This is a genomic window from Microcoleus sp. D3_18a_C4 (assembly GCF_036702415.1).
Classification (GTDB): domain Bacteria; phylum Cyanobacteriota; class Cyanobacteriia; order Cyanobacteriales; family Microcoleaceae; genus Microcoleus.
Genome location: NZ_JAUBTI010000008.1, coordinates 51763 through 78358, shown reverse-complemented (window position 1 = coordinate 78358; position 26596 = coordinate 51763). Strand labels below are relative to the sequence as shown.

Below are 26596 nucleotides of genomic sequence, written 5' to 3'. Positions count from 1 at the left end.
CTAATGTAGCAGAACATACGATCGCCTGTCAAGCATAAATATGAAATTTTTTAGGCAGGCACTCTTGACATCGCCCCTAATGCCCAATCCCCCGCCAAATCTTCACAGTTCGATCGCCCGCACCGCTAGCCAAACTCCCCCCATCAGCACTAAACGCCACCGACAAAACCTCCCCCCCGTGGCCCGTCAGAATTTCCAGCAAACCCCCCGTACCCGCATCCCACAAATAAATCGTGCCATCCCGACTCCCCGTCGCCAAAACCCGACCATCGGGACTCAACGCCACACACAAAACATCCCCAGAATTGTCCCTCATACTCCGCAACAGCGTTCCACGCCCCTGTGCATCCACCCGCCACAGCTTCGCCGTACCATCCCGACTCCCCGTCGCCAAAACAGATCCCCCCCCAGCCCCCCCTTGAGAAGGGGGGGAGATAGAAGAAATCGGAGCAAAAACGATCGCCCGCACCCAATCCCCGTGTTCTGCTAAAGTACAAATCGATCGACCATTTTGCCAATCCCACAACTGCACAGTCTTGTCCCGACTGCCACTAGCCAAAAACTCCCCGCCAGGACTAAAAGCCACCGCCTCCACCCCGCCAGCGTGACCAGTCAAAGCCGACATCCGCCTTCCCTTATTCAAATTCCACAACTGCACAGTTTTGTCCCGACTGCCGCTAGCCAAAACCTGACCATCCCGACCAAACGCCACAGCAGAAACCCTGTCAGAATGACCAGGCAAAGCGTACCACCACTTACCCTTATTCAAATTCCAAATATGAATCATTTTGTCCCGGCCGCCACTAGCCAAAGTCGCGCCATCAGGACTAAACCCCACACAAGTCACCCAGTCAGAATGACCCGGGAGAGTGTACCACCGCTTACCCGCATCCAACTTCCACATCTCAATCGTCTTGTCCTCACTGCCGCTAGCTAAAGTCGCGCCATCAGGACTGAAAGCTACCGACGTAACAGCATGAGAATGCCCTACCAGAGTATGAACACACCTCCAAGTAGGCGCGCGTGCGGGTACAACCCGCTGCATCGGCGGCACAGGTAAAATAGTGCCTGCAACCGTTGGCGGCACTGTATTCTGCACCACAGGCGTTCTCTGCGGCACGGGAATTGTAGGCGCTGGTAGGGGCGGTGCCCCCGTGCCCGCCCCCGTGCCCGCCCCCGTGCCCGCCCCCGTGCCCGCCCCCGCCGACTGCGGAGGCTGCAAATCTTTCAATACCTCAGCTACAGATTTGTAGCGCCGACTGAGACTCGATTCGATCATTTTGTCGAGGATGCGACTTAATTTCGGATCAATTGGAACCTTCAAAAAGTCTCGCCAAACCCAAGCATCTTGATTGATATCAAACAAATCAAAAGGAGATATTTGAGTCAGTAAATAAATGCAAGTTACTCCCAAACTGTACAAATCGCTGGCATAAACCGCTTGACCTCTAATTTGTTCCGGCGCCACAAATTCGGGAGAACCGATGACTGTACCGGTTTCTCTCAAACCCTCCACAAGTTTTGCAGCGCCAAAATCCACTAAAACTAATTCCCCGGTTAATGTGGGGTAAGTATAAATGGTGGGAGTTTGAGAAAGGCGGCGGCGGATAATATTGGGGGGTTTAATATCTCGGTGAATTACACTGCGATCGTGCACGAACTGCAATACTGGCAATAAATCCTTCAGCAGACTGAGAATCTTACTTTCGCTGAAAGGCCCAGTCCGCGCCAACTCTTCCTGTAAATTCTGACCTTCTATAAATTCCTGTACCAAATACTGATAGCGTTCCTGCTGAAAGTGCGCCAACAGTTCGGGAATTTGCGGGTGTTTCCCCAACTCGTCCAGGCGCACCGCTTCTCGGTTGAATAATTCTGCTGCTTTCTCGCTGCTGCTGGTACCTTGGGATAGGGGGAAAAACTGTTTAATTGCACAGCGCGGTTTTGAGGGTTTGTCTTGGTCTATTGCTAAAAAAGTGCGGCCGAAACCGCCGCGCCCAAGGGGTTTGATGGCGCGGTAACGCTCTCTGAGCAACAGTTTGGAGCCGCAATTCAGGCAGAATTGGGTACGATCGGCATTTTGCGGGTTTTGACAGGCGGGGTTTAGGCAATAACTCATAACTAAACCTAGAAGGAATCAGCAGCACATCTCTATGATACTGACGCCCAAGCGCGATCGACTCTCGCGTTACAATTAAAAACCAAAGGACTTTAGTCCTCAGAATTTAAGATGTGGCTTTTACTTTCAGAGCATACTCTTTAAACCTTTCCAAGTCAGCCTGAATTGTCGATTCAACCACGCGGCCCAGAAATAGGTTATCCATCAATTTTCCCAGCCAGCCGGGAATTCCGTAAGCCACTGTCAGCTTGACGATACTGCTGTCTTTGCGATCGTAAAATCTTACGGCCCCTCGATTTGGCAAACCGTCTACCGATTCCCACTGAATTATCTGATTCGGCACTAATTTGAGAATCCGAGAAAGCCAGCTAAATTCTAGCCCGCCTGTTGCGAGTTTCCAGCGAGATAACTCTGGATCTTCTTCAAGAACATGAACAGATTCTATCCACTTCATCCAGCGCGGCATTTGCTCTAAATCTGACCAGAGTTGCCACGCTAATTCGATGGGAATTGCCACTTCTACTTGGACACTGTGTTCTAACCAATCAGTCATGGGATTTTAGATTTTAGATTTTAGATTTTAGATTGTGGATTTCTCGTTTATTGTCGAATCTAGATCCCCCTAAATCCCCCTTAAGAAGGGGAGTAGGGGTTGACTTTGAGAACACTGTTGCCCCCCCACTTATTAAGGGAGACTTTGAGAACACTCTTGTCCCCCCCTTCTTAAGGGGGGTTAGGGGGGATCGAATCCTGAGAAACAATGGACTAATGACTGTAAGCTTCGAGAATTGCCTTAGCCGCTTGATGGCCTGAAAGTGTCGCTCCTTCCATACTATCAATGTAGTCTTGCTGAGTGTAACTTCCTGCTAGAAAGAAATTGGCGATCGGAGTTTTTTGAGCAGGGCGGAAAACATCCATTCCCGGTGCTTCGCGATACAAAGATTGAGCGAGCTTCACTACACTGTACCAAGTCATGTTTAATTCCCGCGCTGAGGGAAATAAATCCTGAACTTGCTTAAGTACGTGTTGGGCGATCGCCTCATTGCTTTGTTTAATAAACGGATCTCCCGGAGTCAACACCAACTGCAACAGAGAACCTTGTCCTTCCTTATAATAATCCTTGGGACTTGTTAGCGCCAAATCAGCAAAACAGGAAAAATCTGCATCTGCTGAATATAGCAAATTATCGATGCCGACAGCGTGGCTCAACTGTTTGCGCTTGGCTTCGTCTTCCAATTCCGTTACCCAACCGTCGAACCGCAATTGCACTGTAGCAACCGGCACAGCATCTAATTTATAAATGTTGTCAAATTCTGACCATTTGCGCCAAGCAGGGGGCAATATTTTCTGAATTCCTGGTACGTCTAATGCAAAAAGATAAGCATCAGCGGTAATAGTTTCTTCAGTTTCGCCGCTAGCTACTGCCAAGCCTGTCACGCGGGTTTCTTCGCCTTCTTCAAACTGAATTTCTCGGACTCTGCGCCGCGTGTGGATTTTCGTTCCTTTGCTTTCCAAATATTCCACAATTGGTTTGTGCAAATATTCGTTGGGAGAACCAGCCAGCATCCGCATGACAGAGGCTTCGGTTTTCGAGGCAAAGAATTGAAAGATTGTCAACATACACCGGGCAGAAATATTTTCAGTGTCGATAAAACCCAGTGCGTAGGCGATCGGATTCCACATTCTTTTGAGCGAGTTTTGGTTGCCCCCTTGACTGCGGAACCAGTCAGCAAAGCTAACTTTATCCAAATCGCGGATAGTTTTCATCGCTCCTTCAAAGTCTATCAAACCCCGGACGATCGGGCTAGTTCCCAGGGCGATCGCATTTTGAATTTTGTCTTGTACGGATAGCTGGGATGTAGTAAAAAATGCCTTCAATCCGTGCAAAGGAGCACCCACGGGAAAGCGAAAATCTAAAGAACCAGTTTCGCCGCCTCGATTGATAAAAGTGTGGACGTGTTCTTTGAGGAGCAAGTCGTCAAAAGCTCCCACTTTTTTCATGAGCGCAAATAAGTTATAATAGCAGCCGAAGAAGACGTGCAAACCCATTTCAACGTGATTGCCGTCTGGATCTACCCAACTGCCGACTTTGCCGCCGACAAAGGGGCGGGATTCAAAAATTTCTACTTCGTGGCCGGCGTCCACTAAATCGACTGCTGTGGTCATTCCAGCCAGTCCCGCACCTGCGATCGCAACCCGCATTTTACCTATCCTTTACAGTATTTTTACAAATTGTAACAAAATTTAGAATATTAGAAATATTATTAAAGTTCGTAAATGCCGATCGACACTTGTATAGCCCTCTGAATTCTGGCTAGGACATCGGCACTAAGTTGACCGTAAGGGCCTTGTTCCAGATAAGTCTTTTGGACAGTTATAATTTGCTCGCAGACAGCCAGCGAGTCAGATTCTAACCCTCCCTCACCTGCCGGAATCAAGACACGAGTCGGAGTTTCGCCCCCTCTCAAATCGCTAGTAAAAGGGACAATCAGTACAGTACGGCTCAATTCATTCCGGCTATCTATGGAAACGACAGCAACAGGACGCTTTTTGGTATCTCCGATCGTTCGCAAAGCTCTAACAAGATAAACTTCGCCTTGTCGCGGATAAGCTTCTGTCATTGTATCAAAGACCTTCCTCTATTAAAATTTCTTCCATTTGTTCCTGAGCAAATGTTGCCCATTCTTCCTCAAACTCAATATCTTCTTGGCTGCGATTTTGATAAAACTTCCGCAACTTATCCTCGATTTGCTTAGCGTACCAGAGACGGAGAGCTTGTTCGATCGCTTCCGTCCAATTATCAGTAAATTGGTCTATTTTATCAGCGAATTCCGCATCAATGGCGACTAACACTTCTCGCTTTTGAGTAGAATTTGACATAATCATTCTCCTTAATAATTTAAAAACTATGGTGCGCTGTGGCGCACCTTACAACTTACTTTTACCTCTTCCTTCTCACAACAGTCAACAGTCAACAGCCAACAGTCAACAGTCAACAGTCAACAGCCAACAGCCAACAGTCAACAGTCAACTAACTTTAAAACATCGGCATCAACTGAAGTGGCCCAATTCCCAAGTCTTTAGCAGACACCCAGCGCACCTCAAGCAAAGCGATCATATCCTTAAACTGAGGCTGACCGCGAGAAGCACCCATCAACCCTTTAGCAATAATCAAACCGCACCAACCGTTGGTTAATTTACAGCGGCGATCCCACTTCTTGCGAGCTTCCTGATGCACCGGATCGTCTTCATTAAACTCCCCAAACAAATACAGCTCCCCATTTTTTGTTTGCAAAATACCCAAGTCGTATTGCTCATCCTGAAAAGGATTTTCGCCCGGATTAAAACCAATCCCCTTCACACCTCCAGCTTCTTTCAAATCCTGAATCATAGTTTTTGCCTTCGGATGAGAAGTTTGGATCATCACCACCGGCAAACCATCTCCGGCGGTATTAATATCAATTTCTGCACCTTGGTGAAACTGGACACTTTGGCGCAGGAAATCTACCGTTTCCCAAGGTACGGCACCGAGACTCAAAAATGAATTTTGCGGCACCAAATCGTCCCGCAGCAGTGGCTTGTCAAATTCATCATCATCGTCATCATCGTCATCATCGTCATCGCCGAGCATCTGTAATAATTCGTCCGACACATCCGGCATCGTGGAAACTTTAACGGATACCTGTTGAATTTCTCCGTCAGGCTGCGGCACTGGGATGCGGTAGCGGCTGCTAAGAGTGGGAAAAGTGTCTGAGCCCAATTTCCGGCGGCCGTTGCGGAAAAAGCGGTGAAATGCTTCGAGAGCAACTAACATCGTGAGGGCTTCTTCTTCGTAAAGAATCGATCGCAATCCTTCTAAAGGATGTAGGTTGCCGAAATTTGGTTCAATTTCCGATGGAGGCAAATCGGCTAAATCAATTTCGTCCTCGTCGTCCTCATCAATATCTGCTGAACTTTCAAAGGTAACAAACAAACAGTCTTGCCCTAAAAAAGCCTGTTCTAAATCTTCAAAAGATTCATCGTTGACGACTCGTTCACGAAACCGTTTCAAGGATTCTAGAGAACGGTACAGTAAAACTCCGTAATCCATTCTGCCTTGCCCCAATACGGACACGTAGAGGCTGGCGACATCCCACTGATTGATTTCAATAGATATAATTTGGTGTTCGCTCAAAGTCCGCCACGGAGCATCTTGCCAAATGTGAGCAGCTTTTTCCATTAAAACTTCAGCATACTGAGGGGGCAACTCAGGAGGTCTGTTGATGGCGACCTCTTCCATGCCGCGAAATATTTCGTCAATTAGGGGCAATTCCGGCACGTAGTCAATGGAAATGCCTAAATCTTGAAGTACGCCCCGCAGATAAAATTGAATTTCTCGGTTTTTGACTACTATTTTTTGGGGCCGACCTGCGGGAGCCGGACTTTGGGGATGTTCCATTGCCCGTAACAGGGCCCGGACGAGCGCCTCTGGGCCGGCATCTGGGCCTACCATGTCCATAGCCCTCACGACTCCTTCGGAGCCATCGACCCAGAGAATGCACTCGCCACCAGCTTCTAGAACGTCATCGTCATCTAGCATCATGTGTGAGTCAGCATTAGATAAGGGTCGGCGATCGCCCTCCCACACGCTGGGAATTTGAGGTAAGTTTTGTAGCCGACGAAGAGTAGTGCGATTCAGCGCTGCCATAGAGTAAGCCCGTTGGGTGAAGCATTGTTGCGGTGCCGGTAGCCGGTCAACCGCTGCTTATCAATCATAAACCCTATAGGGGGAGAGGACATCGAGCTGGGGAACGAGGCCCCACGGGAATTAAAAATTAGAAGCTAAAAATTCGGCCTTCAGCATCTAACCTTATGCCTTCTGGCGAATGCCTGTACAATGGAGGGATAAGATTACACTCTTAGCATTAGACAATCTCAGGAGTTCGGCAAATTATGACTCAAGCCATTTCTGAAAAGCGCGGCATTCAAATGACGGACTCTGCTGTCCGTCAAGTTTTAGCTCTGAGAGAGAAACAAGGTAAAGACCTCTGCTTGCGGGTAGGGGTGCGCCAGGGCGGATGCTCTGGAATGTCCTACGTGATGGATTTCGCAGATCCCAGCACTGTCAAATCCGACGATGAAGTGTTCGACTACGACGGTTTTCAGGTAGTTTGCGATCGCAAGAGCATTCTTTATCTCTACGGTTTGGTTCTCGACTTCAGCGATGCTATGATCGGGGGCGGTTTTCAGTTTACTAACCCCAACGCAACTCAAACTTGCGGCTGTGGCAGTTCATTTTCTACATAAATTGGAAAATAGGGCATTGGGGATTGGTAATTGCTAATTGCTGAGAATGCCTCGGACTGCATTGCTGCGTCCCGCACCCAATGCTCTTTCCAATCTAAAATCTAAAATCCAAAATCTAAAATCGAATGACCCCTGAAGAATTGTTTAAAGACGGTTTCGATCGCTACCAAGCTGGCGAAGCCCCGGCTAATCTGATCCCCGTGTTTAAAGAAGTGTGCGAGAAAGCTCCCAAAAATGGCAATGCCTGGGCTAGCCTCGCGTGGCTCTACCTGTTGGAAAATAAACCCGCACCGGCTCAAAAGGCAGCGAAAACCGCCGTAAAATTGAACCCTCATGACCCCCAAGCTCGCATCAACCTAGCAGTCGCGATCCTCGATCTCAAAGAAAAAGGAGTGCGCCCCCACGTAGAAGTGGCTCAGCAATTAGTGATGGCTTCCGAAGAGTTGCTCGACGAAGTTAAAAAAAATTTTGAAGAAGGATTAACCAGAAAACCCGACTGGAAGAGTCTCGCCCGCGTTAAACAGTGGCTTCTGGAGCCCTAACGGCGCAAACAAGTCGATTTTGGGGCGGGGATCGAGGAAATCGGCTTTTGGATTTATTACGACATCGTAATAAATCAATAAATAACTTTATGGAAAACTCAGGAAGTCAGTGCTAGTATTTGAAAACTTAGACGATTCACAAAGTCCGACGGAATACCAGCTTAGTTAATTAGTACCAGGAGTTGTAAGACTATGAGCACTGAAAGCCACGTTAACATCAAGCCAGCAACCCGCAATCACAAAGGTTTCTTTATTCAGCCAGCGTCTTACAAGCTGATGAGCATTGATAAGTCCGGTTGGGCCTTAATTTGCATGGACAAAGCAGTTTGTCACTACGTAGACCCGGATGATTTGCAATTGCCGAATAAATCAGGAATGTCTGAAGGTTAATTCTGAAGTTTTGAGAGACTTTAAGATGCTTTATTTGAGTAGCTGCCCTCCATTGAGGGCAGCATCTTTTTTATTAATACAAAAGTCCGGCAGCGCGCACTGAATCGGGATTTAACGGATAGAAGGATAGAAGGAAGAATTACCAATTCCCGATTCCCAATTCCCTAATTGTTAGATTTCAAGGCAAAAAGCATCTCAAGCTGAGCAGTTGTCGGTTGTGTAGAAGCTGTGGCGACGCTAACTCCTCGGAGAGAATTGAGCAATTCAGCGGCGGGCGGCGAAACTAAATTTGGCTGTACTGCGAGCAAATATTGGTTAGCCCAAGACATGGTTTTTTCCATATCTATGTAAAAGTAACCTTGGTTGACTTGCCCTAAAGAAGTGGCGATCGCCTGAAAACTCGGACTGCTGCTTAGCGGCTGCGGTGGTGTCGAAGTAATCACATCAACTAAAGGCCCGCCGAAAGCTACAAATACAGAATTTTCATTCAGCCAACCGTGCCCGAATAAAGTGCCTTGCTGGGGTATTTGCCACTCCGTAACTTCTTTGCCTTGAACTTGTCTGGGGGCGACACTGACTGTAGGATTGCTTTTGGCGATCGCATCGAGTTTTTTCAGAGTTGCTTCTGCAGCAGGGCGATCGCTCGTTTCAAAAATCATCGCCGCCCCCATCCCCAACTGAGACAAAATCCCTTGATCCGAACCGATCGCCCCGATCGCAAATTCCCCATTCATCCAACCAAAAACATCTCGATCCGCATCCAAATCCAACCGCTTAAAACTACTCCTCACCTGCTGAACTCCCCTGTCAACTTCCGGGCTATCTTGTGCCTGGGCTGTCGCTTGCGACCAAATTTGATCTAGTCCCTTGCCGCCGACTAAAGCAATAGTTTCGCCGGGAAATCTGGGTAACAATTTCGATGCGACTTGTGGATTTTGCTGGACGAATTTAGGGTCTAACTGAGCAATAGTTTTTACCCTCAATCCCGCACTGTCCGCCCCAATGCCCGCAACCAAAGACTTAACTTGTTGGAACTGCGAAAACAATGTCCAAGGCAACTGGATATCTCCGGGCAAATTAGCTTTCAATTGCTCAATTGCAGCAGCATAGTCAGCAATATAAACAGTTGCGATCGGATTCTTGACACCAGCACTCTCTGCAAAAAACTTAGTTGTGCTCGGCTGCGTAGCGAGAGAGGGTTCTCCTTTAAAAGTATCGATCGCCAATTCCACAGGCTGTCTCAAAGGAGCCATCACTAATTGGTCGTTCAGCAAAGCCACACTGTAGCGCTTGCCAGTTGGCTCTGCAATCTCAAAAATTTTAACTCCTTTATACTCGGTTTCTTGAGTAGTTGCACCGGGCTGAGATTTTAATTTATTAGCAAAATTCCAAGCGCTAATTTTATTTTTCACGCTGACTACAACCAGCAGTTTTGGAGGCTCTGTATTCGTCACAGCATCAGGGGGCAGCAAAGCGACCATCACCCCCCCTAACCAAGGCTTTAAGTCCCTGTCAAAGTCGATTTGAGTGCCTGCCAAGCTTTGTTCTTGAAAGGTCTTCAAACCCTGACCGACCAACTTTTGAGCCCCTGGCGTGCCAAATCGCTGCAATTGTGACAACGCTTGGGGATTGGGGGAGATAAAGGCGGCCATCATTGCTTCGTCGGGCACAACTTTGGCGCTGTCTTGAGGGTTGGATACTTGTTGGCTCAAACCCTGGAAGTAAAAGTAGACCGCAGCGCTACCTGCTGCGGCGATGGAGGCAGCAATTAGAAGCTTTGATTTTTTTGCAGGCATGGTTTGTGTTCCTCGTGTCCTTTATCAGTTTAATGAAAATACACTTGGCTTGTCGGGAGGCGATCGAGGCTGCTGTTTATTTTTGTATGATTTAACACAAGTTTGGACGATCGTCTAAACTACTAAAAATGTGCATTGCGGGTAAAAGATGAAAGTAGCGATCGCGGGAGCAACAGGATTTGTAGGTAGCCGGCTGGTGGAGAAGCTGCAAGCTGCGGGACATCAAGTGGTGGTTTTGAGCAGGGATGCGGCGAAGGCTAGCCGAGTTTTTCCGGCTTCAGCTTATCCGAATTTAGAAGTTGTCGCCTACACTCCAGCGGAGTCTGGTGATTGGCTGCATTCGATCGCGGGCTGCGACGCTGTTGTCAATTTAGCAGGGGTTCCGATTGCGGAGGAAAGGTGGACGGAGGCGCGCCAGCAAGCAATTCTGGACAGTCGCAGACTGACGACGGCAAAATTGGTGGAGGCGATCGTCAATGCTAATCCTAGACCATCGGTGTTTGTTAGCGCATCGGCGATCGGCTATTACGGAACCAGCGAAACCGCTGAGTTTGACGAAACTAGCCCTGCTGGGGATGATTTTTTAGCAGTAGTTTGTAAAGACTGGGAAGCAGCCGCCCAACCTGCAAAAAATGCGGGAACGCGGCTAGCAATTTTGCGGCTGGGCATAGTTTTGGGAATGGGAGGCGCGTTGGCAAAAATGCTGCCACCTTTTAAACTCTTTGCAGGCGGGCCGCTGGGCACTGGGAAACAGTGGTTTTCTTGGATTCATCGCGAGGATGTGGTTGATTTAATTTTGTATGCTTTGCAAAATTCGCAAGTTGAAGGCGTTTTGAATGCGACAGCACCGAATCCGGTGCGGATGAATGAATTGTGTCAAACTTTAGGGGAAGTTTTAAAGCGGCCTTCTTGGTTGCCGGTGCCAGGTTTTGCTTTAGAAATGCTTTTGGGAGACGGGGCAAAACTTGTTTTGGAAGGGCAGAAAGTGTTGCCGAAACAAACTTTAGCTAGCGGTTTTCAATATCAATATCCGACGCTGAAATTAGCACTCGAAGAGATTTTATCGGGAAGTTAGGAATCTACGGAATAGAACCAGCCGAATATAATTCGGGGCTAACCAAACAAAGTCTGCCTGCCCGGACTGGAAGAAAAATTATCGTTCCCAGGCTCTGCTGATTGGTGAAAACTTAAGACTGAAACCCATAATAAATGTCCCTTTTAGTCGAGTCTCGCTCCCCCTAAATCCCCCTTAAGAAGGGGGACTTTGAGAAGAATCTTGTCCCCCCCTTATTAAGGGGGGTTAGGGGGGATCGAGACTTCGATACAAACAAGAGAGACGGTCGGTGTGAGCTTAATTTGTCACCAATCGGCAGATCCTGGTAACGCATATCCAGAGGCTCTGCCTCGCTTTCCCCGAAAGCAGATGAACCATCAAGAAATAGCAACCGGGTTGACAATTCCCGCCGAACTCCCATTCCTTCAATCTATCTGCTGGCAAGTTACTGATGTCAAAAAATTGAGTTTCAAGGAAATGCTATGCCGCTACGAATCTGGCTGGCATTATTGGGGAGTTTTGGGAACACCTAGCTTTGAGGAACTGGCTTTTATTAAAGAAATCAGCCAGCACTATCAGTCTTGGTTAATAGCGGAACTGGGAAGCAGTTGCCCGCCAAACAATCAAGAAAATTGGGTAAGTTCTCAAGCAATGTTTAAACGCGAAATTCATCAAAAGATATTAACTGTACTCAGCCACTTGAATGTCGAATTTCTAGAGGAATGTCGGGCGTATTTTGGCGGCGGAACGTTGGTAAGTATGGAACACGGAGAATATCGGTTGAGCCAGGATATTGACTTTATGTGTCCGATGGATGATGGCTACCGTCTCCTGCGCCGAAAAGTTGCCGAAGGAGGCTATGATGCGATTTTTGCTAGTCGCGATTCCCTTGGGGATAGCTTCGCTTCACGCATTGTTCTCCCGAACGATATTCAAGCCAACCAGTATGGGATAAGATTTCCTGTTATTGTTGACGGCACTACTATTAAATTCGAGATGGTTTGTGAAGGGCGAATTGAGTTTGGGCAACCAAATTATCCAAATTGGTCGCCTGTTCCTTGCTTGAATCAAATTGATAGTATAGCAGAAAAGTTGTTGGCAAATGCCGATCGACAGCCGAGCGATCGGGTAAATTCTAGAGATTTAATCGACTTGGCTATACAAAGGTTAGCGACTCCGATTCCCCAAATGGCGATCGACAAAGCGGAAGCAGCTTATCAAGTTATGGAACCGCTCGATCGAGCGATTCAGTATTTCCAAGATCGTCCCGATTATCGGGAAAAATGCTATGAGGTTTTGAGTATTGCAGAGCCCAATAAAGTTATTGACGGTATCGATTTACTAGCTCAGGATTTAGGCGGGGAAATAACAGTCAGGACATTTACCGAGACTATTTCCTCGTTCCCAAGTAAGCTTGAAGATTAGATGCTTAGATGCTAGATTTGGTATTGCTCTCCTCGTTAACAGGCTCTGCCTGGTAACGCATTTCCCGAGGCTCTACCTCGCTCTTTTCCCTTCTTTTTCCCCTCGTTCCCCTCCTTCCCCTCGTTACCAGGCTCTGCCTGGTAACGCATATCCAGAGGCTCTGCCTCGCTCCTCCAAACAAATCATCCGACTCAAAAATCAATCAAATCAACTGGCAACAATCCATCCTGACCCATATAATTTCGATAACTAGAATATCTCCAACAACCCGGATCGTCAACATAGCCACGCCTAACAGGATTATTGTGGATTTACTCCAATTTTTGCAACAGCATTGCCTCATCCAAAATAGCTTGCGGGTGGAACCCTTCTTGCCATAGCTGATATTTTTGGTCTTTTTTGTGTAGCTTTTTATAGAATGCGAGTTGATCGAGGATGTTGGTAACTTGATTTTTTTCAAGCAAGTCAATTATGGAGCGAGCTGTAAATGATTTAAAATTTCTCATTTGCGTTGACAATTCAGAAGAAGTTACGATTAAGTGCAAGTGATTTTCCACGTTTCACGTAACCGTGTAAGGCTAAACGCTTCTCCCGTTGCATAAAACTTAAGGAATCTAAGACTATTTGTGCTATTTCTGCTTGACAGAATACAGGAATCCAGTTGATAATTGTACAGGTGACAAAGTGCGGTTGGTTGTCGGAATATATTACTTTGTATCTACTTCTTCCCATTGGGGCTATTGAGGGTTGGTGGGTGGGTTAGGGCGAGGCGGAGCCTCTGGATATGCGTTACCAGGCAGAGCCTGGGAACGAGGTAAAGAGGGATTTTTGCATCCTCATCGAGATTTTGCTAAGAAACCCGGTTTCTGACTCCCCTGGTTTCTGTTACTCAAATATTTCATGTTATCATAAAATCACTTGAGAGCCGAAGGGAATGACTATGCAAACCCAAGAAAAACCAGCAATCGAAAAGCAACCACAAACCGAAAAACGCTACTACACGCCAGAGGAATATCTCGCATTAGAAGAAAGTGCGATCGACAAAAGTGAATACCATGATGGGGAGATAGTACCAATGACAGGCGGCACAACCAACCACAACAAACTCGCACTGAATTTTTGTCGCAAATTCCCCTTGAGTGTAAATGGTCAAGATTACGAGACATTTATCAATGATGTGCGCCTGTGGATACCGCAAACTCGCCGCTACGTCTATCCCGATATCATCGTCATTCAAGGAGAACCAGTCTATCAAGGAAGTAACAAAACAATTGTCACCAATCCTCTGCTAATCGTCGAGGTTTTATCCAATTCAACCAAAGACTACGATCGCGGTGGTAAATTTCTCGCCTATCGATCAATCTCGGAATTTCGCGAATACATTTTAATTGACCAATACAGCTATCATATTGAACAATTTGCTAAAAATTCTAATGGCAAATGGGTATTAACAGAATATGATTCAGACGAATCTGTATTAACCCTAGAATCCGTAGAATTTCAAATGCCGCTGAGAGAGATTTACGAACGGATTAATTTTGATGTCAAAGACGAAGAGGTAAACGAGCCAACAAGTGAAATTGAAGAATAAGATCGAACTCGCCCAAGCATCCAAGAAACCGGGTTTCTGCGACAATTTTGGCATTCTCACGAGATTTTGGTGAGAAACCCGGTTTCTGAGGCCCACGCAGATAATCCAAGCGGGTTTCTGCGATAATTCTGGCATCCTAATCAAGATTAAGTTAAGAAACCTGGTTTCTGAGCCCTGCGCGATCGTGAGCTTTGAGCAAACTCGCCGGATCGGGCCCAGCCGGGATAATGCAGCCGGGATTCAGCGGGAACAAATTGCCGTAATAATCGCGCTTCACAGCCTCCAAATCGCAAGTGCCCGCAACTCCCGGTAACTGGTACAAATCGCGCAGATAAGCTCCCAAATGCTCGTAATCTTGAATGCGCCGCACATTGCATTTGAACAAGCTGTAGTAAACGGCATCAAAACGGAATAGAGTAGTAAAAAGCCGCACGTCTGCTAATGTCACCCGATCGCCACAAAGATAACGACTCCTCAAAAGCGATCGATCGATCTCGTCTAAAACAGCAAACAATTCACTGCAAGCCGAGTCATAAGCAGCTTGAGATTGCGCGAAACCGCAGCGATAAACGCCGTTATTCACCGATTGGTAAATCTTCTCATTCCACTCGTCAATTTGCGATCGCAAATCCAGAGGATAAAGATCCATTTGAGGATTGCTAGCAAACTCGTTAAACTCCGAGTTTAGCATCACAATAATTTCCGAACTCTCGTTATTGACGATCGCCTTTTTCGAGTCATCCCACAGCACCGGCACCGTACACCGCCCCTGATAGCCCGGTAAAGCCAACTGGTAAAGTTCCGGCATCGTGTTGCAGCCAAAAGTCTCCGACTCCAGCACCCACATTCCCCCTTCCGAGGGATAGACAATAGACACCGATATCGCATCTTCAAGCCCTTTGAGCGCCCTCGTCACCAGAGTGCGGTGCGCCCAAGGGCACCCTTTACCCACGAAGAGGCGATATCGTGCCGTGGCGGGCCCGTGAGGGTTGTCTGGTGCAGTGCTGACAAAGTTGCGGAAACTACTGCTGGGGCGAATATATGCTCCGGTGCGATCGGGCGGCGCTAGTTTTGACATCATTAATTGCCACATTGATGTCCAGACAAATTTGCCTAGCTTGACTGTTACCGATGAAGGAAGCGATTTGTTTTTCACAATGCGATTAAAAGAGGTTTGCTAAACATAATCTGCTTATTTTAACTTACATTGCGAGCTTTATTCCCTTCCAGGCTCTGCCTGGGAACGCATATCCAGAGGCTCTGCCTCGATCTTGATTTTGAGTTATAATAATCTATTAAGTCCTTGGCGCTTAACTCAAATTTATGGATTTCACAGGCACTTTAAATCAGATCGTCGCCCTCAGCGTTCAAGATCGGATTCGTCTTGTACAAGCAATCTTAGACAGTATAGCGGCAGAACAGGTTCACCCAGACCTGACAGACTTTCACAAGCAGGAACTCGATCGCCGAATTGATGATTCTGAAGCAAATCCTGATAATGTGCTGACTTGGGAAGAAGTTAAAGCTTCAGTCAAAGCACGAAAATAAACTATGAATTATGCGTTAGTATTCCGTCCAGAAGTTCGTGAAGAAGTTGATGAAGCATACACTTGGTATGAAAGTCAATCGATTTTAGATTTTAGATTTTAGATTTTAGATTTTAGAATTGGAGCATTGACCCCACGGATAAATTCGGGGGGCAAGTTTCATCGGATACAGGTTTTTTATTTCTGGGTCCTGAGTCTGCTTTCGGAATGAATCCGGGGGTTTGTATCCTGGATGCTTTCGGTCAGCAACTAGGACTTGGTGACGAGTTTTTAGACTGTATTGACGAAATGCTCGATCGAATTTGCCAGATGCCGGAATCCTATCCAGTTGTCTATCGCGATGTTCGGCGATCGGTGATGCGTCGCTTTCCCTATGCTGTGTATTATCGCATTGTATCAAGCCGAGTGATAGTGACCGCCATTTTTCACGGCCGCAGAGACTCAACAGCATGGCAAACGCGAACCTAACAAGTTCCCTCGTTACCATGCTCTGCCTTCCTCTGTTCCCTCGCCTGGGAACGACTTTTCTAGTATCTGCCAGAGGCTATTTCAGCATAAGCTCGATCGATCAATCGGCGAGCAACCGTCTGAATTCCCGTATGTTCGTAATAATTGGTAGTCATGTCTAAAAACGCCGCCACATAATCCAATTTGTCATCGGTAATATCAATGTATTGCTTGAGATTGCCTAAAACTATGGCGGGAGTTAAGCCGCGAGACTGTACTAAGTTGTTCATCCAACCTTGGGCTGAGGCGAAAGTTGTTGTCACGAATCCAAATTTGGCTGCATTATTTGCGCCGGGAATTAGGTTGCTGATATTTTGGAAGGTTGAGTTTTGCTGCAAGGTTGAAGGATTCAATCCGCCTATGGTATTTTGTGCTACTCTAATGAAGTCCGGGCCGAGGGGAATTAAACCGTCAGCACACACTAAAGCAGCCATCCGCATCAGAGATTCGTCTTTGTAATGAGATAAATAATTACCAAAGCTTCCCACATTGTTAAGGGAAATATTGTTAAGTTTGCCGTAGGCTATTAGCTCGATCGCCACTTTGACGCACAAGTCGATCGTTTGAGTTGTGTCAGCTTTGGGAGTGAGGCGGTTGAGAAAGGAAAGAAAGCCGATGTTTTCGCCGATTTTATTCGCCATAGCCGTTGCACCTAATGCACTGTCGGCGCTGTCTGCTAACTGGTAAAGCCTGACTACGCCTTGATATGGCTCGTTGGGGTTGGCGTAAAGCTCGATCGCGCGATCGCGAATTTTCTCAACTAATTTGCGCTTTGTTTCCCCTGTCACCGCTTGAATAGTATTATCAAAACCCGTTAAATTATGCCACTCCCCCGGAACCACAAAATCGAGGGATTTGAGCATCATCACAGTGACGCCACCCGACGGCAAATTGTCAACCAATTCCACAATAGATTTGCTCATCACAAACTCCTGAATAGCCCGATTTAAAGTGTTCTTCCAATTACTCCAACTTCGGGAAATCCGATTCCAGATTCCAGATAAATTTCCCAGAACTAAGTAGGTAAGCACAAATAAATATTACACGACAAGATCCAGTTTTGCAATCCTCTGAGCTTTTCTCTCTTCTCTAACTCTGCGTTCTCTGCGCCCTCTGCGGTTCATTTAAAAAAGTCTTTACCACAAAACATTTGCATTTCAGTCGCCAGCACAAAGTTAAGTTTCATTATATTGACAAACTCAAAATCCTCGCACTGTGTTAAAATAGATGGCGCAAAATACAAAAACATAAAATATGACGGTTGCAGTTAACAAAACTCCGGGATTAGCCTCGCGTTTAGTAAATGGCGTACTCTCCATCAAACCTTTGGCCGATTTAGCCAAGCACCAAGCGCGGGAAATGATGATAAAAAGAGGAGAAAAAATCGGAGTGCATTGGCGACAAGAATCGCAAGCACTTTTGTCCAGGAATTGGGATGCAGAATTGCTCAGCGTCCAAAATTCCGATCTTGTTTACCCGAAATATTATCTAACTTCATTCCACGCTTATGAAAAAGGTAATATGAGTTGGGAAGCTGCTACAGAAGTTGAAGTTGCCGCCCGTACAGTTCACGCCACAATTTGGCCGGAAGCAGGTGCAGAAGGCGATGCAAAACTCCGCGCCAGCTATCACGAAGTCATCAAATCTCAGATTGCTTCTTCACCGCGAGATATTGTGGATTTGGGATGCAGTGTGGGAATGAGTACCTTTGCCCTTGGGGAGGTTTACCCGGAAGCGAAGATGACTGGGGTGGAGTTGTCGCCTTATTTTTTAGCAGTTGCTAAATACCGTTCCCAACAGCGAGAATCTGAATTTATCAATCAAAAATCTCCGACTTGGGTTCACGCTGCTGCTGAATCTACTGGTTTACCGGCGGCTGCTTTTGATTTAGTTTCTATTTGTTTAGTTTGTCACGAATTGCCGCAGAAAGCTACTCAAGAAATTTTCCGGGAAGCGAGACGTTTGCTGCGTGTTGGCGGACATTTGACAATTATGGATATGAATCCTCAGTCGGAAGTGTATGCCAAAATGCCTCCTTATATTTTGACTTTGCTCAAGAGTACGGAGCCTTATTTGGATCAGTATTTTGGGTTGGATATTGAGCAAGCTTTAGTTGATTCGGGTTTTGCACAGCCGACAATCACTTGCAATACAGTGCGACACCGGACTATTGTTGCTGAGGCAATAATTAGTTAAGGTTGGTGTTCGGAAACTGTTAGGGGTTAATGATATCAAATGTGGTTGGTTCTAAATGATATCAAATCGGGTTAGCTTGGAATTATACCCAGGGTGCGATCGTCTCTGTTGGCGAACCTTTATCGCGAGCTAGGACGATCGGGCGACACTCGGGAAGTTATTATTTCGATGCCAGTTAAATCAAGTTGTAGAGTGCGTCAGACATTGATTATTTCGATTTGAAGAGGTTTTCCGAGCTGACGCACCGCTGGATACTATGCCACCGTAGATACTTTGTCGTACTCTTCACTGTGTTTTTGCACTGCATCCCAAATATCAACTTTTTGCTGAAGATTCAGCCAAAGTTGAGGGCCATTCCCTAACGCTTTCCCAATCCGAATTGCCATATCTACTGTAATTGGTCTTTGACCTAAAACAATTTCGTTGACACTGCGGCGGGATACACCTAGTATCTCAGCAAACCTGGTTTGAGTCATTTCAATATCTTCAAGCACATCCGCAAGGACCTCGCCCGGATGTACTGGTCTGACTTTCCTCCCTTGAATAATGTTTTGTAGGTCTTTCATGCAACTTTCCTTACGGTTTAAGTTAAATTTTTAGATTTTGTTTTATGGGCTAGTGATAATCTTCGAGATCTATATCGTATGCGTTGTTATCCTGAAATGTAAAAGTTATACGCCAGTTACCTGATACCTTTATTGACCAAGTTCCCTCTCTATCACCTTTAAGCTCGTGTAAATCATAGCCTGGTATTCTAATATCATCTATAATTATTGCTGTATCTATTGCTTCAAGTCTTTTTCTTGTCCTTTTTTCAAGTTCTTTAGGAATTCCTTTTGCATTACCTTCCATCAATAATTTTTTTAATGCTTTATTTTTAAAAGTTTGTATCATGTGAAATAATCCTTCAATCAAGGCTGAATATCCAGTTCATAGCACTTATATATTAATTAAAACTTTTTGTAATTTTTGAGATTACTTTACTAATGTAACCTATGAGGTTACAGATGTCAAGCCTAAAATGATTGCAAAAGCAAAAATCGCTCCAATCTACTAACAGGGCTGGATCTGGGAGAACGAAAAAGCGATCGTAGCGGCTGAGCTAAGCGGATGGTGTTGGCGGTCAATGACGCTCCAAAACTGGATTCGATCGCACTAGGGGTACAATTAACACAGTTAGACAGCAGTCTGAGCTAGAACATTTTAATAAAATCCTAAAAGAAGGACATCTTCATGAACCCGACAGCCCCCTCTCAAAACGTCATCGATTGTTTGCAGGTTATCCTGGATGCCACTGCATCGAAGAATTACGAGCTTTTTACTACAGTCGGTGATGCAGGCTACAAAGCGAGCATTACACAACAAATGTTTGACGATGTTAGCGAGCAGCTCGCTTCACGCCTGCAAAAGGGATACTCAATTACTTATTTTGGTGAGATAAAACAAGGTAATTCTCCGATTTATTTGTGGAAGCTGAGTTTTGAAGATGGTGGAGATGAATTTGTGGCACACATGACGATGAATGGAGACAAAGTTGCTGGGATTTTCATCGAATAACATATCTTGCTTGACACGGCGTTTTACTGCAATGAATCTAACGCCGATCGCCCACAACCGTTAATCGAAACCGATCGGGCGGCACAAAGGTGATTCCCCGGCGCGCCGGACGAATTGGCCGATCGAGATTCGATACAAACTCACGGGAAGACAGCACCGTTGCTAAAACCAGCTTCATTTCAAACATCGATAACGCCATCCCGATGCAGCTTCGACTCCCGCCTCCAAACGGTAAAAATTCAGAGGCGGAAAACTTGCGATCTAAAAAGCGATCGGGATTGAACCCGGCCGGATTTTCGTAGGTTTCAGGCCGACGGTGCGCCAAATAGACACAGGGGATTAAAATCGTTCCCGGTTGATATGTATAGCCTTCGAGTTCGATCGTCCGTTTCACCTTGCGCGGCTGCGAAATTAAGGCAATTGGATAAACCCGCAGCGCTTCCTTGCAGACTGCAGTTAAGTAGGGCGACTGCGAAAGTGCGATCGGATCGGGATTTTCGCCTAATTCATCCAATTCCTTCCGCAACCTAGCAAGGCATTCGGGAAACTGATGCAGCCAGTAAAACGCCCAAGTCAACGCCGATCCAGTCGTTTCATGTCCCAACAACAACAGCGTCATCAACTGATCGCGCAATTCTCGATCGCCGAGGGATTCGCCGGTGTCGTCGCGGGCCATCATCAACACCGACAGAATATCCGTGCGAGACGAATCGAGAGATTGCGATCGCCTCTCGGCAATTTCCGCATAAATCAGCGAGTCAATCTGCGCCATCTGCTGCAAAAACTGCCCCCACGGACTCCAAGAGCCCAAATTTTGCTGCAACGGTTCAAAGAAAAATTGTATCGAGTACAGTTCAGAGGTAATCGCCTCTAAAAGCTTGCTGAGCAATTGTTTCAGCCGTTCGTAGCGCTCTCCCGGCACTAATCCAAACACGACTTGCAAGATTACTTGCAGCGAAATTTCTGACATTTCTTGGCGGACTGCGATCGCATCTGGGGCTTTCCAGTCGATCGTCTGCTTTTTCGTCAAATCAACAATCAAATGCCCTTGACTGTGCAACTGTTCCCGATGCAGCGCGGGCATTAATAGCTGTCGCTGTCGCAGATGCCGCGGCCCTTCATTCATAATTAGGGATTCATTTCCCACCAGCGGGCGAAATACGTTGGTCACTTTGCCAAACTCAAAGGCATCGGCTAACGTCGTAAACACCGCCTGAATGGCTTCTGGACTGCCCAGAAACACCACGGGGGGCGAAGAGGGCCCCAACACGCGGGCGGTAAATGTATCGCCGTATTTGGCAGAGTTGCGATCGAAAAATGCGATCGGGTCAGCTACCAGCGAAAGCGTTTGGAACAAAGCAGGAGAACGAGATCCGGTAGGCAGCGTCATTGAAAAACTGGCGATACACAATATTTCTAGTGTATATCGATCGGCCTTGCACCCTGAAATTTATCTGCGATCGATTGCGAAGGCAAGTAGCAGAAATAGTAATGCTATCGAGATCGATCGCAGATTGTATGGCTAGCTTCCCAGCCTAAACTGCTAAAAGTTGTAGTTTTAGATAAAATGGATGCTAGCGATCGTTTGTTTGGCATTATGCTCGCGAAAATCAAATGACTTTGGGATACAATTGTTGTCAAAGCTGTTAGCCAGTTGGCTGAATTTGTTATGACATTAACATCCCGTGTTGTTCATAGCGACCCCGATATTCTGGGGGGAACCCCTGTTTTTGTTGGGACTCGCGTGCCAATGAGAACCCTACTTGATTATCTTGAGGCTGGTGATTCATTAGAGGTATTTCTAGACCATTTCCCTAGTGTCAGTAGGGAACAGACAATTGCAGCTCTTGAATTAGCCAAGGAAATGCTGACAGCCTATGCGAATCCTGCTTGATGAATTTGCCCCACGACCTTTAAAGCGTGAACTTGCTGATTCCGAGATACGCACAGTTGTTGATGAGATGGGATGGTCAGGAAAAGAGAACGGTGAATTGCTGCTGCTTATGAGTCAAGAGATATTCACGATTCTGCTCACCACAAATCAAAATTTGCGCTATCAGCAAAACTTGCAGCAAGCTGCAGTTGCAGTCGTTATTGAAAATCAGGTCACGCAATGATTGGGTGGCTTGCTCATCACGAATGATTTCAGCATTTTTCCAGGTCAATTGCAGTCTTTGTGCAGCGGTTTTTTCGTCTGTTGTCTCCAAACAATGTCGATGATGCTTAAAAGTGTATGAGACCGCAACTGCGGTACAATCTACAAAGACCCTGATGCAGAATTAGTCGATCGGCAAAACCAAGACCGTTACGGTATATCATATGCCGACCAACCCAGGCTACAATACCTTGAGACGGTTGATGAGATGTTTAGCAATAAATTAGCACGGCAATATCAAGAAGTTTGGATATCCATTTCGGAATTTTCTTCAAATCATGAATATTTTAGGAAAGTTTACGATTCACAAACGTAACCCTGATATCTTGGTTATTCATCGAGATCCAGGATTATTCTTTTGGCTGTTTATGTTGATGTACTGTGGCTTTGTTAGTTGCCTAAATTTATTATTTGTCACGATAATTTGGGAAGCTCGATTGCCTCGAACTCTTACCTGTCAGCAACAGCAGCAAGCTGTAAATTGCGAGTATGTAATTCCTGGATTTATCTCTGGAAAGACTATTAAAATTCCCAATACTAAAAAGGCGATAGCCTCTCAGACACCGAACGGCGAAACCATTGTCCTCACGAGTTCAAAACCTTGGATGGTACTGGAACGGACATCCAATAACATTCAAAATATCCAATCCATTAACCAGGGTTTAGCTAAATTGAATAATGGCGAGAAAATATGGAAGCTCGATATCTACGCATCCTATGAGAGTGCCACTAATTTTTTTATGTTCTTCCTTCTACCTTTGGGATTATTGTTGTTTATATTAGGAATTAGCATGGTTTTCTCCCAGGGGTCTACCTACTTAGAACTAGATGTCAAAGCTAATACAGTGAGCATTATCAACTTAGGAAGATTTCGTTCGCAATTATCCCTTTTAAATCAACTTAGAGGAGCCGATAGTCCCGTTTACGGGCATTTAGGAATACTTTCTGACAAATTTGGAATTTATGGTGGTGACTCCCGCTATCGACGTAATAACTACCGGAAGATCCGTCTGTTGTTTACCAACCGCCGTCCATTTATACTTGGTTATTACCAACAAATATTGCAGAGCGATGGAGATCCGGGAGTAATAGGTGCGAAAATACTTGGTTATTACCAACAAACATTCCAGAACGATGGAGGTCAGGAAGTAATAGGTGCGATTAACTCATTCATGAATGAGATAGAATGGAGGCGAAGGAGCCAAAGGCTAGAAAGTTAATCCTTAATAATCCTCACTTAGCCAGATATGTAACAGGTTAGGGACACGCTGGCTAGATTGGATTTGTCGCGATCTAAATAGCAAGGAACCGATTGGATCTGTATAAATCGGCACCTTAACCCCTCACCCTCCGCGCAACTGCGTCACCAAGTGAACTAATTCGGGTAAAATTAGCTTTTCCACAGCTAGTTTCACGCCATTGCTAGAGCCCGGAAGAGAAAAGACTAACTTGCCTTGATACACGCCTGCAACTGCGCGAGAGGCGATCGCCCTCGAACCAATTTCTTGATAGCTCAAAAACCGAAATATCTCCCCAAATCCCGGTAAAATCCTGTCTAGCAAACTCTCCATCACATCGTAAGTCGTATCTCGGGGAGCGATGCCCGTGCCGCCGTTAAAAATGATTGCATCCACATCTTCACGCTGGGAAAAAGCCTGCATTTGCAATACAATTTTTGCCGCATCATCTTTAATAACAGTGTAAGCTACCACAGAGTGACCCGCATCTTTTAGCAGCTTCTTCGTTAACAAGCCGCTATTGTCTGTTTCAGCCGAGCGCGTGTCGCTAACAGTAATGATAGCGCAATTTACGGTTATTTTAGATAAGTCGGGGTGAGGAATTTGCGTCATATAACAGATGTTGAAGGAAAAAGTAAGAAGCAAGAAGGAAGAGGAAATCAGGAAAAGGGAACAGGGAAGAAGTCATTAGTTAGTTGTGATTTATTGGTTATTAGTTATTCATTATCAAATAACTAATAACCAATAACCAATACCCCATATCCCATGCCCCAGGCCCCATGCCCTATTCCCCATCAATTATGCCTTGCTAAATCCTAAGCCGTTTGCTTCCGAGTAGCGTTCCATGAAACGCATAAATCGATCCCATTCTGCGGAACTTTTCATTATATAAAGAGCTTCCAAACCCGCAGGCTGACCGTTGATGAACTTAGCATTAACTTCGCGAGTGAGGAGTTCGCCTTCGTCGTCGATCATGTACATTCCAGTAATGTCTTCGGTACTGGTGCTGCTGAGAGCTTTGGGATTTTCAAAGGTAAACCTGGCAGTGCCTTGCTCTCCGCTTTTAGAACGGGTTAGGCGCACTTCGGGCACAGCATCTTCGTCTATACCCCGAGAAAATTGAATTTTAGCCATAATCTGACAGTGGAACCTTAAGGATTGCTTAATTTCTTAATGTTCAATCATAAAACGATTCGGGTACTCGCAAATCAAGACTTGGGAGAGTGGGATTGGGCGAGAGTGGGTGAGTGTGAGCCAGAGTGAGGGAATCGGAGACAAGGGCGAGGGGAGATAGGTTGGTTTTTTGTACCCCAAGTTCTCCTCTCCCTTGTCTCCCAATTGCCTTAGACGATGTAGGGAGAGTTAATTGGCTCGGCTCGCTTTGTGGCTACCAGAGTTTGGTAGATGAGGGCGGATATCTCGCCGCGGGTGATGTCGTGGGCGGGGGAAAGCTTTTCGCGCGCGGGATAGTTGACCACGATTTTGCGCTCTGTGGCGGTTGCTATCTCGTCGGTGGCAAAACTGGGAATCTGAGATCGATCGACATAAACGCTCAAAGAATTGGGGTTGCCGCCGCCCAACTGCAAGCCGTTTACCAAAGATACGATCGCCTGAACTCTAGTCAAATTCTGCTCCGGGCGAAACGTGCTGTCTGGATATCCCACCAAAAAGCCCGCTCGATTAGCTTGGGCGATCGCTCCTTTGGCCCAAAAATCCGCCGCCACATCCTTAAAAACCGTCGCCTCACGGCGGGGCACCAATTCAAACGCCTTCGCCAACATAGCCGCATACTGAGCTCTAGTTACAATCTCGTAAGGTTGAAAAGTGCCGTTGGGAAACCCGCTAACAATATTCATCTTTGCCAAGCGATCGATAAAATCCTTAGCCCAGTGCGTGCTGATGTCGCTGAACTTTACCCCCCCAGGAGTCGGAGTTGGCGTCACATTGCCCAAATCAAATAAACCTTTCACCCGCGAAGAATTGAGCTGATTTCCCACCGCCGAAATCTTAACCTCAGTCGCGTTTTGCAAGTCTAATTCACCGTTATTCTGAAAAATATTGCCGCCCAAATCTTGAGCAGTACCAATATCTGGCAGCGACTTCCCCACCGCAGTCAAACCGTCTTCCGTATTTTTTTCAATGCGATTCTTGCGTAAAATCGGCTTAGATTCCCCTGATAAAACTATACCGGAGCGATTTTCCAAAATTTGGTTGTCAGCAATCAAAGGAGCCGACTGAGCTTGCAGAGAGATGCCGAAACCCGTCTTTTGAAAAATATTGCGCCGTATTTCTCCCTTAGCACTCCCCGCCGTAATTACGCCAGCGGCTGAGTTTTCCCGAAATATGTTGTCGAGAATCGCAGGATTAGCAGTGCCCGTGGCAAAAACGCCTTCGCGCTTGCAAAGCGTGAAAGTGCAGTTAGCCACAGTCGGAGAAGTTGACTCAATCCAGACTCCCGTGCCACGACTATCAAGATTAGTGACAGTTACTCCGCGCAATTGGGAATTAGTTGCTAGTAGTATCGTGATATTTTGGCTTGCAGCGGTGGGACTGACAAATTTGCCACTTCCTTGAATCAGAATGCCTCTACCTTTGTTAGTTTCATTGCCAATAACTTTTACTCCCGATGGAATTTCCAAGGGGAATTTTTCGCCGCTAGCAGCGCTGTAAGTTCCCGGTGATAACTGAATCGTAGTTCCCGATGCAGCGCGGGCGACGATCGCGCGGGCTATAGTTTTGAATGGGGCCCCTTGGCTGCCGGCTGCCGAATCGCTGCCTGTTTGCGGGTTGACGTAAAGTGTTGTCATGTTTTTGTTAAAGAGATAATTGGCGATCGAGCTTTTGTGCAATTTTCATTGTCTGCGAACTTGACCCCGGATCTATATTCACCTTTGATTGCGGAGATTATTTAATTGCACGTTATCCGCAACATTACCAATTAGGAGTTGCAACCGCAGGGGGATTGCCCCTACAAAAGACTGTATTTCTCGTTCCCAGCAACAGCAGAACCAGACTTATTTAAGAAGTCCTGGATCTGGGGATTATATTTTTTCCAGATGTTGCCAAAACCACTAAAATTTCGATCGCCTCCACCGGAAAATCGAACGTTTTGCTGTCATATTATGTCCGGTAGATTCCCTCCGCTTCGCTTCGCCCAAAATCAGGTAGGGGCGGGTAAACCTGCCAATATCTGCCA

At 46.3% G+C, this 26596-nt stretch carries 29 protein-coding genes; 13 read left to right on the top strand and 16 right to left on the bottom strand.

Features of this window, described 5'->3' with window-relative positions; genetic code table 11:
* Nucleotides 1-76: 76 nt before the first annotated feature.
* The 6 genes from QUB16_RS06460 to QUB16_RS06435 all read right to left on the bottom strand — a co-directional run bounded on the left by QUB16_RS06460 (nt 77) and on the right by QUB16_RS06435 (nt 6803).
* Nucleotides 77-2116 carry a serine/threonine-protein kinase gene (locus QUB16_RS06460; protein WP_333314965.1) on the bottom strand — a complete coding sequence of 680 codons (2040 nt, stop codon included), beginning with the start codon at nt 2114-2116 and terminating at the stop codon, nt 77-79.
* A gap of 106 nt (nt 2117-2222) precedes the next feature.
* A complete protein-coding gene (locus QUB16_RS06455; protein WP_015175311.1) occupies nt 2223-2669 on the bottom strand; it encodes an SRPBCC family protein in 447 nt (148 codons plus the stop codon).
* 212 nt (nt 2670-2881) lie between these two features.
* Complete coding sequence (gene zds / locus QUB16_RS06450; protein WP_333314964.1) at nt 2882-4318, bottom strand: 9,9'-di-cis-zeta-carotene desaturase; 1437 nt, start codon at nt 4316-4318, stop codon at nt 2882-2884.
* Between the two features lie 62 nt (nt 4319-4380).
* On the bottom strand, nt 4381-4737 hold the full coding sequence (locus tag QUB16_RS06445; protein WP_333201457.1) for a type II toxin-antitoxin system PemK/MazF family toxin: 357 nt from the start codon (nt 4735-4737) through the stop codon (nt 4381-4383).
* Between the two features lie 4 nt (nt 4738-4741).
* Nucleotides 4742-4996: a hypothetical protein gene (locus QUB16_RS06440; RefSeq protein ID WP_333201459.1), complete on the bottom strand. Its 255-nt coding sequence runs from the start codon at nt 4994-4996 to the stop codon at nt 4742-4744.
* A 157-nt stretch (nt 4997-5153) separates the two neighbouring features.
* A complete protein-coding gene (locus tag QUB16_RS06435) occupies nt 5154-6803 on the bottom strand; it encodes a DUF6930 domain-containing protein (protein WP_333314962.1) in 1650 nt (549 codons plus the stop codon).
* Between the two features lie 245 nt (nt 6804-7048).
* On the opposite strand from QUB16_RS06435, the gene QUB16_RS06430 reads away from it, so the two are divergent.
* The 3 genes from QUB16_RS06430 to QUB16_RS06420 all read left to right on the top strand — a co-directional run bounded on the left by QUB16_RS06430 (nt 7049) and on the right by QUB16_RS06420 (nt 8334).
* Nucleotides 7049-7402 (top strand): HesB/IscA family protein, encoded by a 354-nt coding sequence (locus tag QUB16_RS06430; protein ID WP_006632680.1) that lies wholly within the window; start codon nt 7049-7051, stop codon nt 7400-7402.
* A gap of 125 nt (nt 7403-7527) precedes the next feature.
* On the top strand, nt 7528-7944 hold the full coding sequence (locus QUB16_RS06425; protein WP_333314961.1) for a tetratricopeptide repeat protein: 417 nt from the start codon (nt 7528-7530) through the stop codon (nt 7942-7944).
* A 192-nt stretch (nt 7945-8136) separates the two neighbouring features.
* Entirely contained in the window at nt 8137-8334 is a 198-nt protein-coding gene (locus QUB16_RS06420; protein WP_332984883.1) for a hypothetical protein, read from the top strand.
* 164 nt (nt 8335-8498) lie between these two features.
* Here the strand turns inward: QUB16_RS06420 and QUB16_RS06415 are convergent, their stop codons facing one another.
* A complete protein-coding gene (locus QUB16_RS06415; protein WP_333314960.1) occupies nt 8499-10130 on the bottom strand; it encodes a DUF3352 domain-containing protein in 1632 nt (543 codons plus the stop codon).
* 148 nt (nt 10131-10278) lie between these two features.
* Between QUB16_RS06415 and thyD the strand changes: the two genes are divergently transcribed.
* A complete protein-coding gene (thyD, locus tag QUB16_RS06410) occupies nt 10279-11205 on the top strand; it encodes a thylakoid membrane protein ThyD (protein ID WP_333314958.1) in 927 nt (308 codons plus the stop codon).
* A 348-nt stretch (nt 11206-11553) separates the two neighbouring features.
* Nucleotides 11554-12609: a nucleotidyl transferase AbiEii/AbiGii toxin family protein gene (locus QUB16_RS06405; RefSeq protein WP_333314956.1), complete on the top strand. Its 1056-nt coding sequence runs from the start codon at nt 11554-11556 to the stop codon at nt 12607-12609.
* Nucleotides 12610-12920: 311 nt separating this feature from the next.
* Here QUB16_RS06405 and QUB16_RS06400 read toward each other — a convergent pair whose 3' ends face one another.
* A complete protein-coding gene (locus QUB16_RS06400; RefSeq protein WP_333314954.1) occupies nt 12921-13115 on the bottom strand; it encodes a hypothetical protein in 195 nt (64 codons plus the stop codon).
* 434 nt (nt 13116-13549) lie between these two features.
* On the opposite strand from QUB16_RS06400, the gene QUB16_RS06395 reads away from it, so the two are divergent.
* A complete protein-coding gene (locus QUB16_RS06395) occupies nt 13550-14200 on the top strand; it encodes a Uma2 family endonuclease (RefSeq protein WP_333314952.1) in 651 nt (216 codons plus the stop codon).
* A gap of 151 nt (nt 14201-14351) precedes the next feature.
* Here QUB16_RS06395 and QUB16_RS06390 read toward each other — a convergent pair whose 3' ends face one another.
* Nucleotides 14352-15293: a glutathione S-transferase C-terminal domain-containing protein gene (locus tag QUB16_RS06390; protein WP_333315085.1), complete on the bottom strand. Its 942-nt coding sequence runs from the start codon at nt 15291-15293 to the stop codon at nt 14352-14354.
* Nucleotides 15294-15523: 230 nt separating this feature from the next.
* Between QUB16_RS06390 and QUB16_RS06385 the strand changes: the two genes are divergently transcribed.
* Nucleotides 15524-15748, top strand: a complete 225-nt coding sequence (locus QUB16_RS06385; protein ID WP_333314950.1) for an addiction module protein — start codon at nt 15524-15526, stop codon at nt 15746-15748.
* A gap of 206 nt (nt 15749-15954) precedes the next feature.
* Nucleotides 15955-16215 (top strand): type II toxin-antitoxin system RelE/ParE family toxin, encoded by a 261-nt coding sequence (locus QUB16_RS06380; protein ID WP_333314948.1) that lies wholly within the window; start codon nt 15955-15957, stop codon nt 16213-16215.
* Between the two features lie 59 nt (nt 16216-16274).
* On the opposite strand, the gene QUB16_RS06375 is transcribed toward QUB16_RS06380, so the two are convergent.
* The gene (locus QUB16_RS06375; protein ID WP_333314946.1) at nt 16275-17177 is read right to left on the bottom strand and encodes a hypothetical protein; all 903 of its coding nucleotides are present in this window, start codon (nt 17175-17177) and stop codon (nt 16275-16277) included.
* 331 nt (nt 17178-17508) lie between these two features.
* On the opposite strand from QUB16_RS06375, the gene QUB16_RS06370 reads away from it, so the two are divergent.
* Nucleotides 17509-18450 (top strand): class I SAM-dependent methyltransferase, encoded by a 942-nt coding sequence (locus QUB16_RS06370; protein ID WP_333314945.1) that lies wholly within the window; start codon nt 17509-17511, stop codon nt 18448-18450.
* Nucleotides 18451-18704: 254 nt separating this feature from the next.
* Here the strand turns inward: QUB16_RS06370 and QUB16_RS06365 are convergent, their stop codons facing one another.
* Complete coding sequence (locus tag QUB16_RS06365; RefSeq protein ID WP_333314944.1) at nt 18705-19016, bottom strand: HigA family addiction module antitoxin; 312 nt, start codon at nt 19014-19016, stop codon at nt 18705-18707.
* 49 nt (nt 19017-19065) lie between these two features.
* Nucleotides 19066-19365: a type II toxin-antitoxin system RelE/ParE family toxin gene (locus QUB16_RS06360; protein WP_333314943.1), complete on the bottom strand. Its 300-nt coding sequence runs from the start codon at nt 19363-19365 to the stop codon at nt 19066-19068.
* 318 nt (nt 19366-19683) lie between these two features.
* On the opposite strand from QUB16_RS06360, the gene QUB16_RS06355 reads away from it, so the two are divergent.
* The gene (locus QUB16_RS06355; protein WP_333314941.1) at nt 19684-20007 is read left to right on the top strand and encodes a hypothetical protein; all 324 of its coding nucleotides are present in this window, start codon (nt 19684-19686) and stop codon (nt 20005-20007) included.
* A gap of 37 nt (nt 20008-20044) precedes the next feature.
* On the opposite strand, the gene QUB16_RS06350 is transcribed toward QUB16_RS06355, so the two are convergent.
* Entirely contained in the window at nt 20045-21397 is a 1353-nt protein-coding gene (locus QUB16_RS06350; RefSeq protein WP_333314940.1) for a cytochrome P450, read from the bottom strand.
* Nucleotides 21398-21676: 279 nt separating this feature from the next.
* Here QUB16_RS06350 and QUB16_RS06345 point away from each other — a divergent pair, with 279 nt between their 5' ends.
* From QUB16_RS06345 to QUB16_RS06335, 3 genes are all read left to right on the top strand, one after another.
* Nucleotides 21677-21901, top strand: coding sequence for a DUF433 domain-containing protein (locus QUB16_RS06345; RefSeq protein WP_190662860.1), 225 nt, complete (start codon nt 21677-21679; stop codon nt 21899-21901).
* The gene (locus QUB16_RS06340) at nt 21885-22124 is read left to right on the top strand and encodes a hypothetical protein (protein WP_333314939.1); all 240 of its coding nucleotides are present in this window, start codon (nt 21885-21887) and stop codon (nt 22122-22124) included. The genes QUB16_RS06345 and QUB16_RS06340 overlap by 17 nt, the downstream gene beginning before the upstream one ends.
* 475 nt (nt 22125-22599) lie before the next feature.
* A complete protein-coding gene (locus tag QUB16_RS06335) occupies nt 22600-23382 on the top strand; it encodes a hypothetical protein (protein ID WP_333314938.1) in 783 nt (260 codons plus the stop codon).
* Between the two features lie 123 nt (nt 23383-23505).
* Here QUB16_RS06335 and QUB16_RS06330 read toward each other — a convergent pair whose 3' ends face one another.
* From QUB16_RS06330 to QUB16_RS06320, 3 genes are all read right to left on the bottom strand, one after another.
* Entirely contained in the window at nt 23506-24012 is a 507-nt protein-coding gene (locus QUB16_RS06330) for a MogA/MoaB family molybdenum cofactor biosynthesis protein (protein WP_333314936.1), read from the bottom strand.
* 186 nt (nt 24013-24198) lie between these two features.
* Complete coding sequence (gene psb28 / locus QUB16_RS06325; protein ID WP_333314934.1) at nt 24199-24534, bottom strand: photosystem II reaction center protein Psb28; 336 nt, start codon at nt 24532-24534, stop codon at nt 24199-24201.
* A gap of 209 nt (nt 24535-24743) precedes the next feature.
* Complete coding sequence (locus tag QUB16_RS06320) at nt 24744-26207, bottom strand: DUF1565 domain-containing protein (RefSeq protein WP_333314933.1); 1464 nt, start codon at nt 26205-26207, stop codon at nt 24744-24746.
* Between the last annotated feature and the right edge of the window lie 389 nt (nt 26208-26596).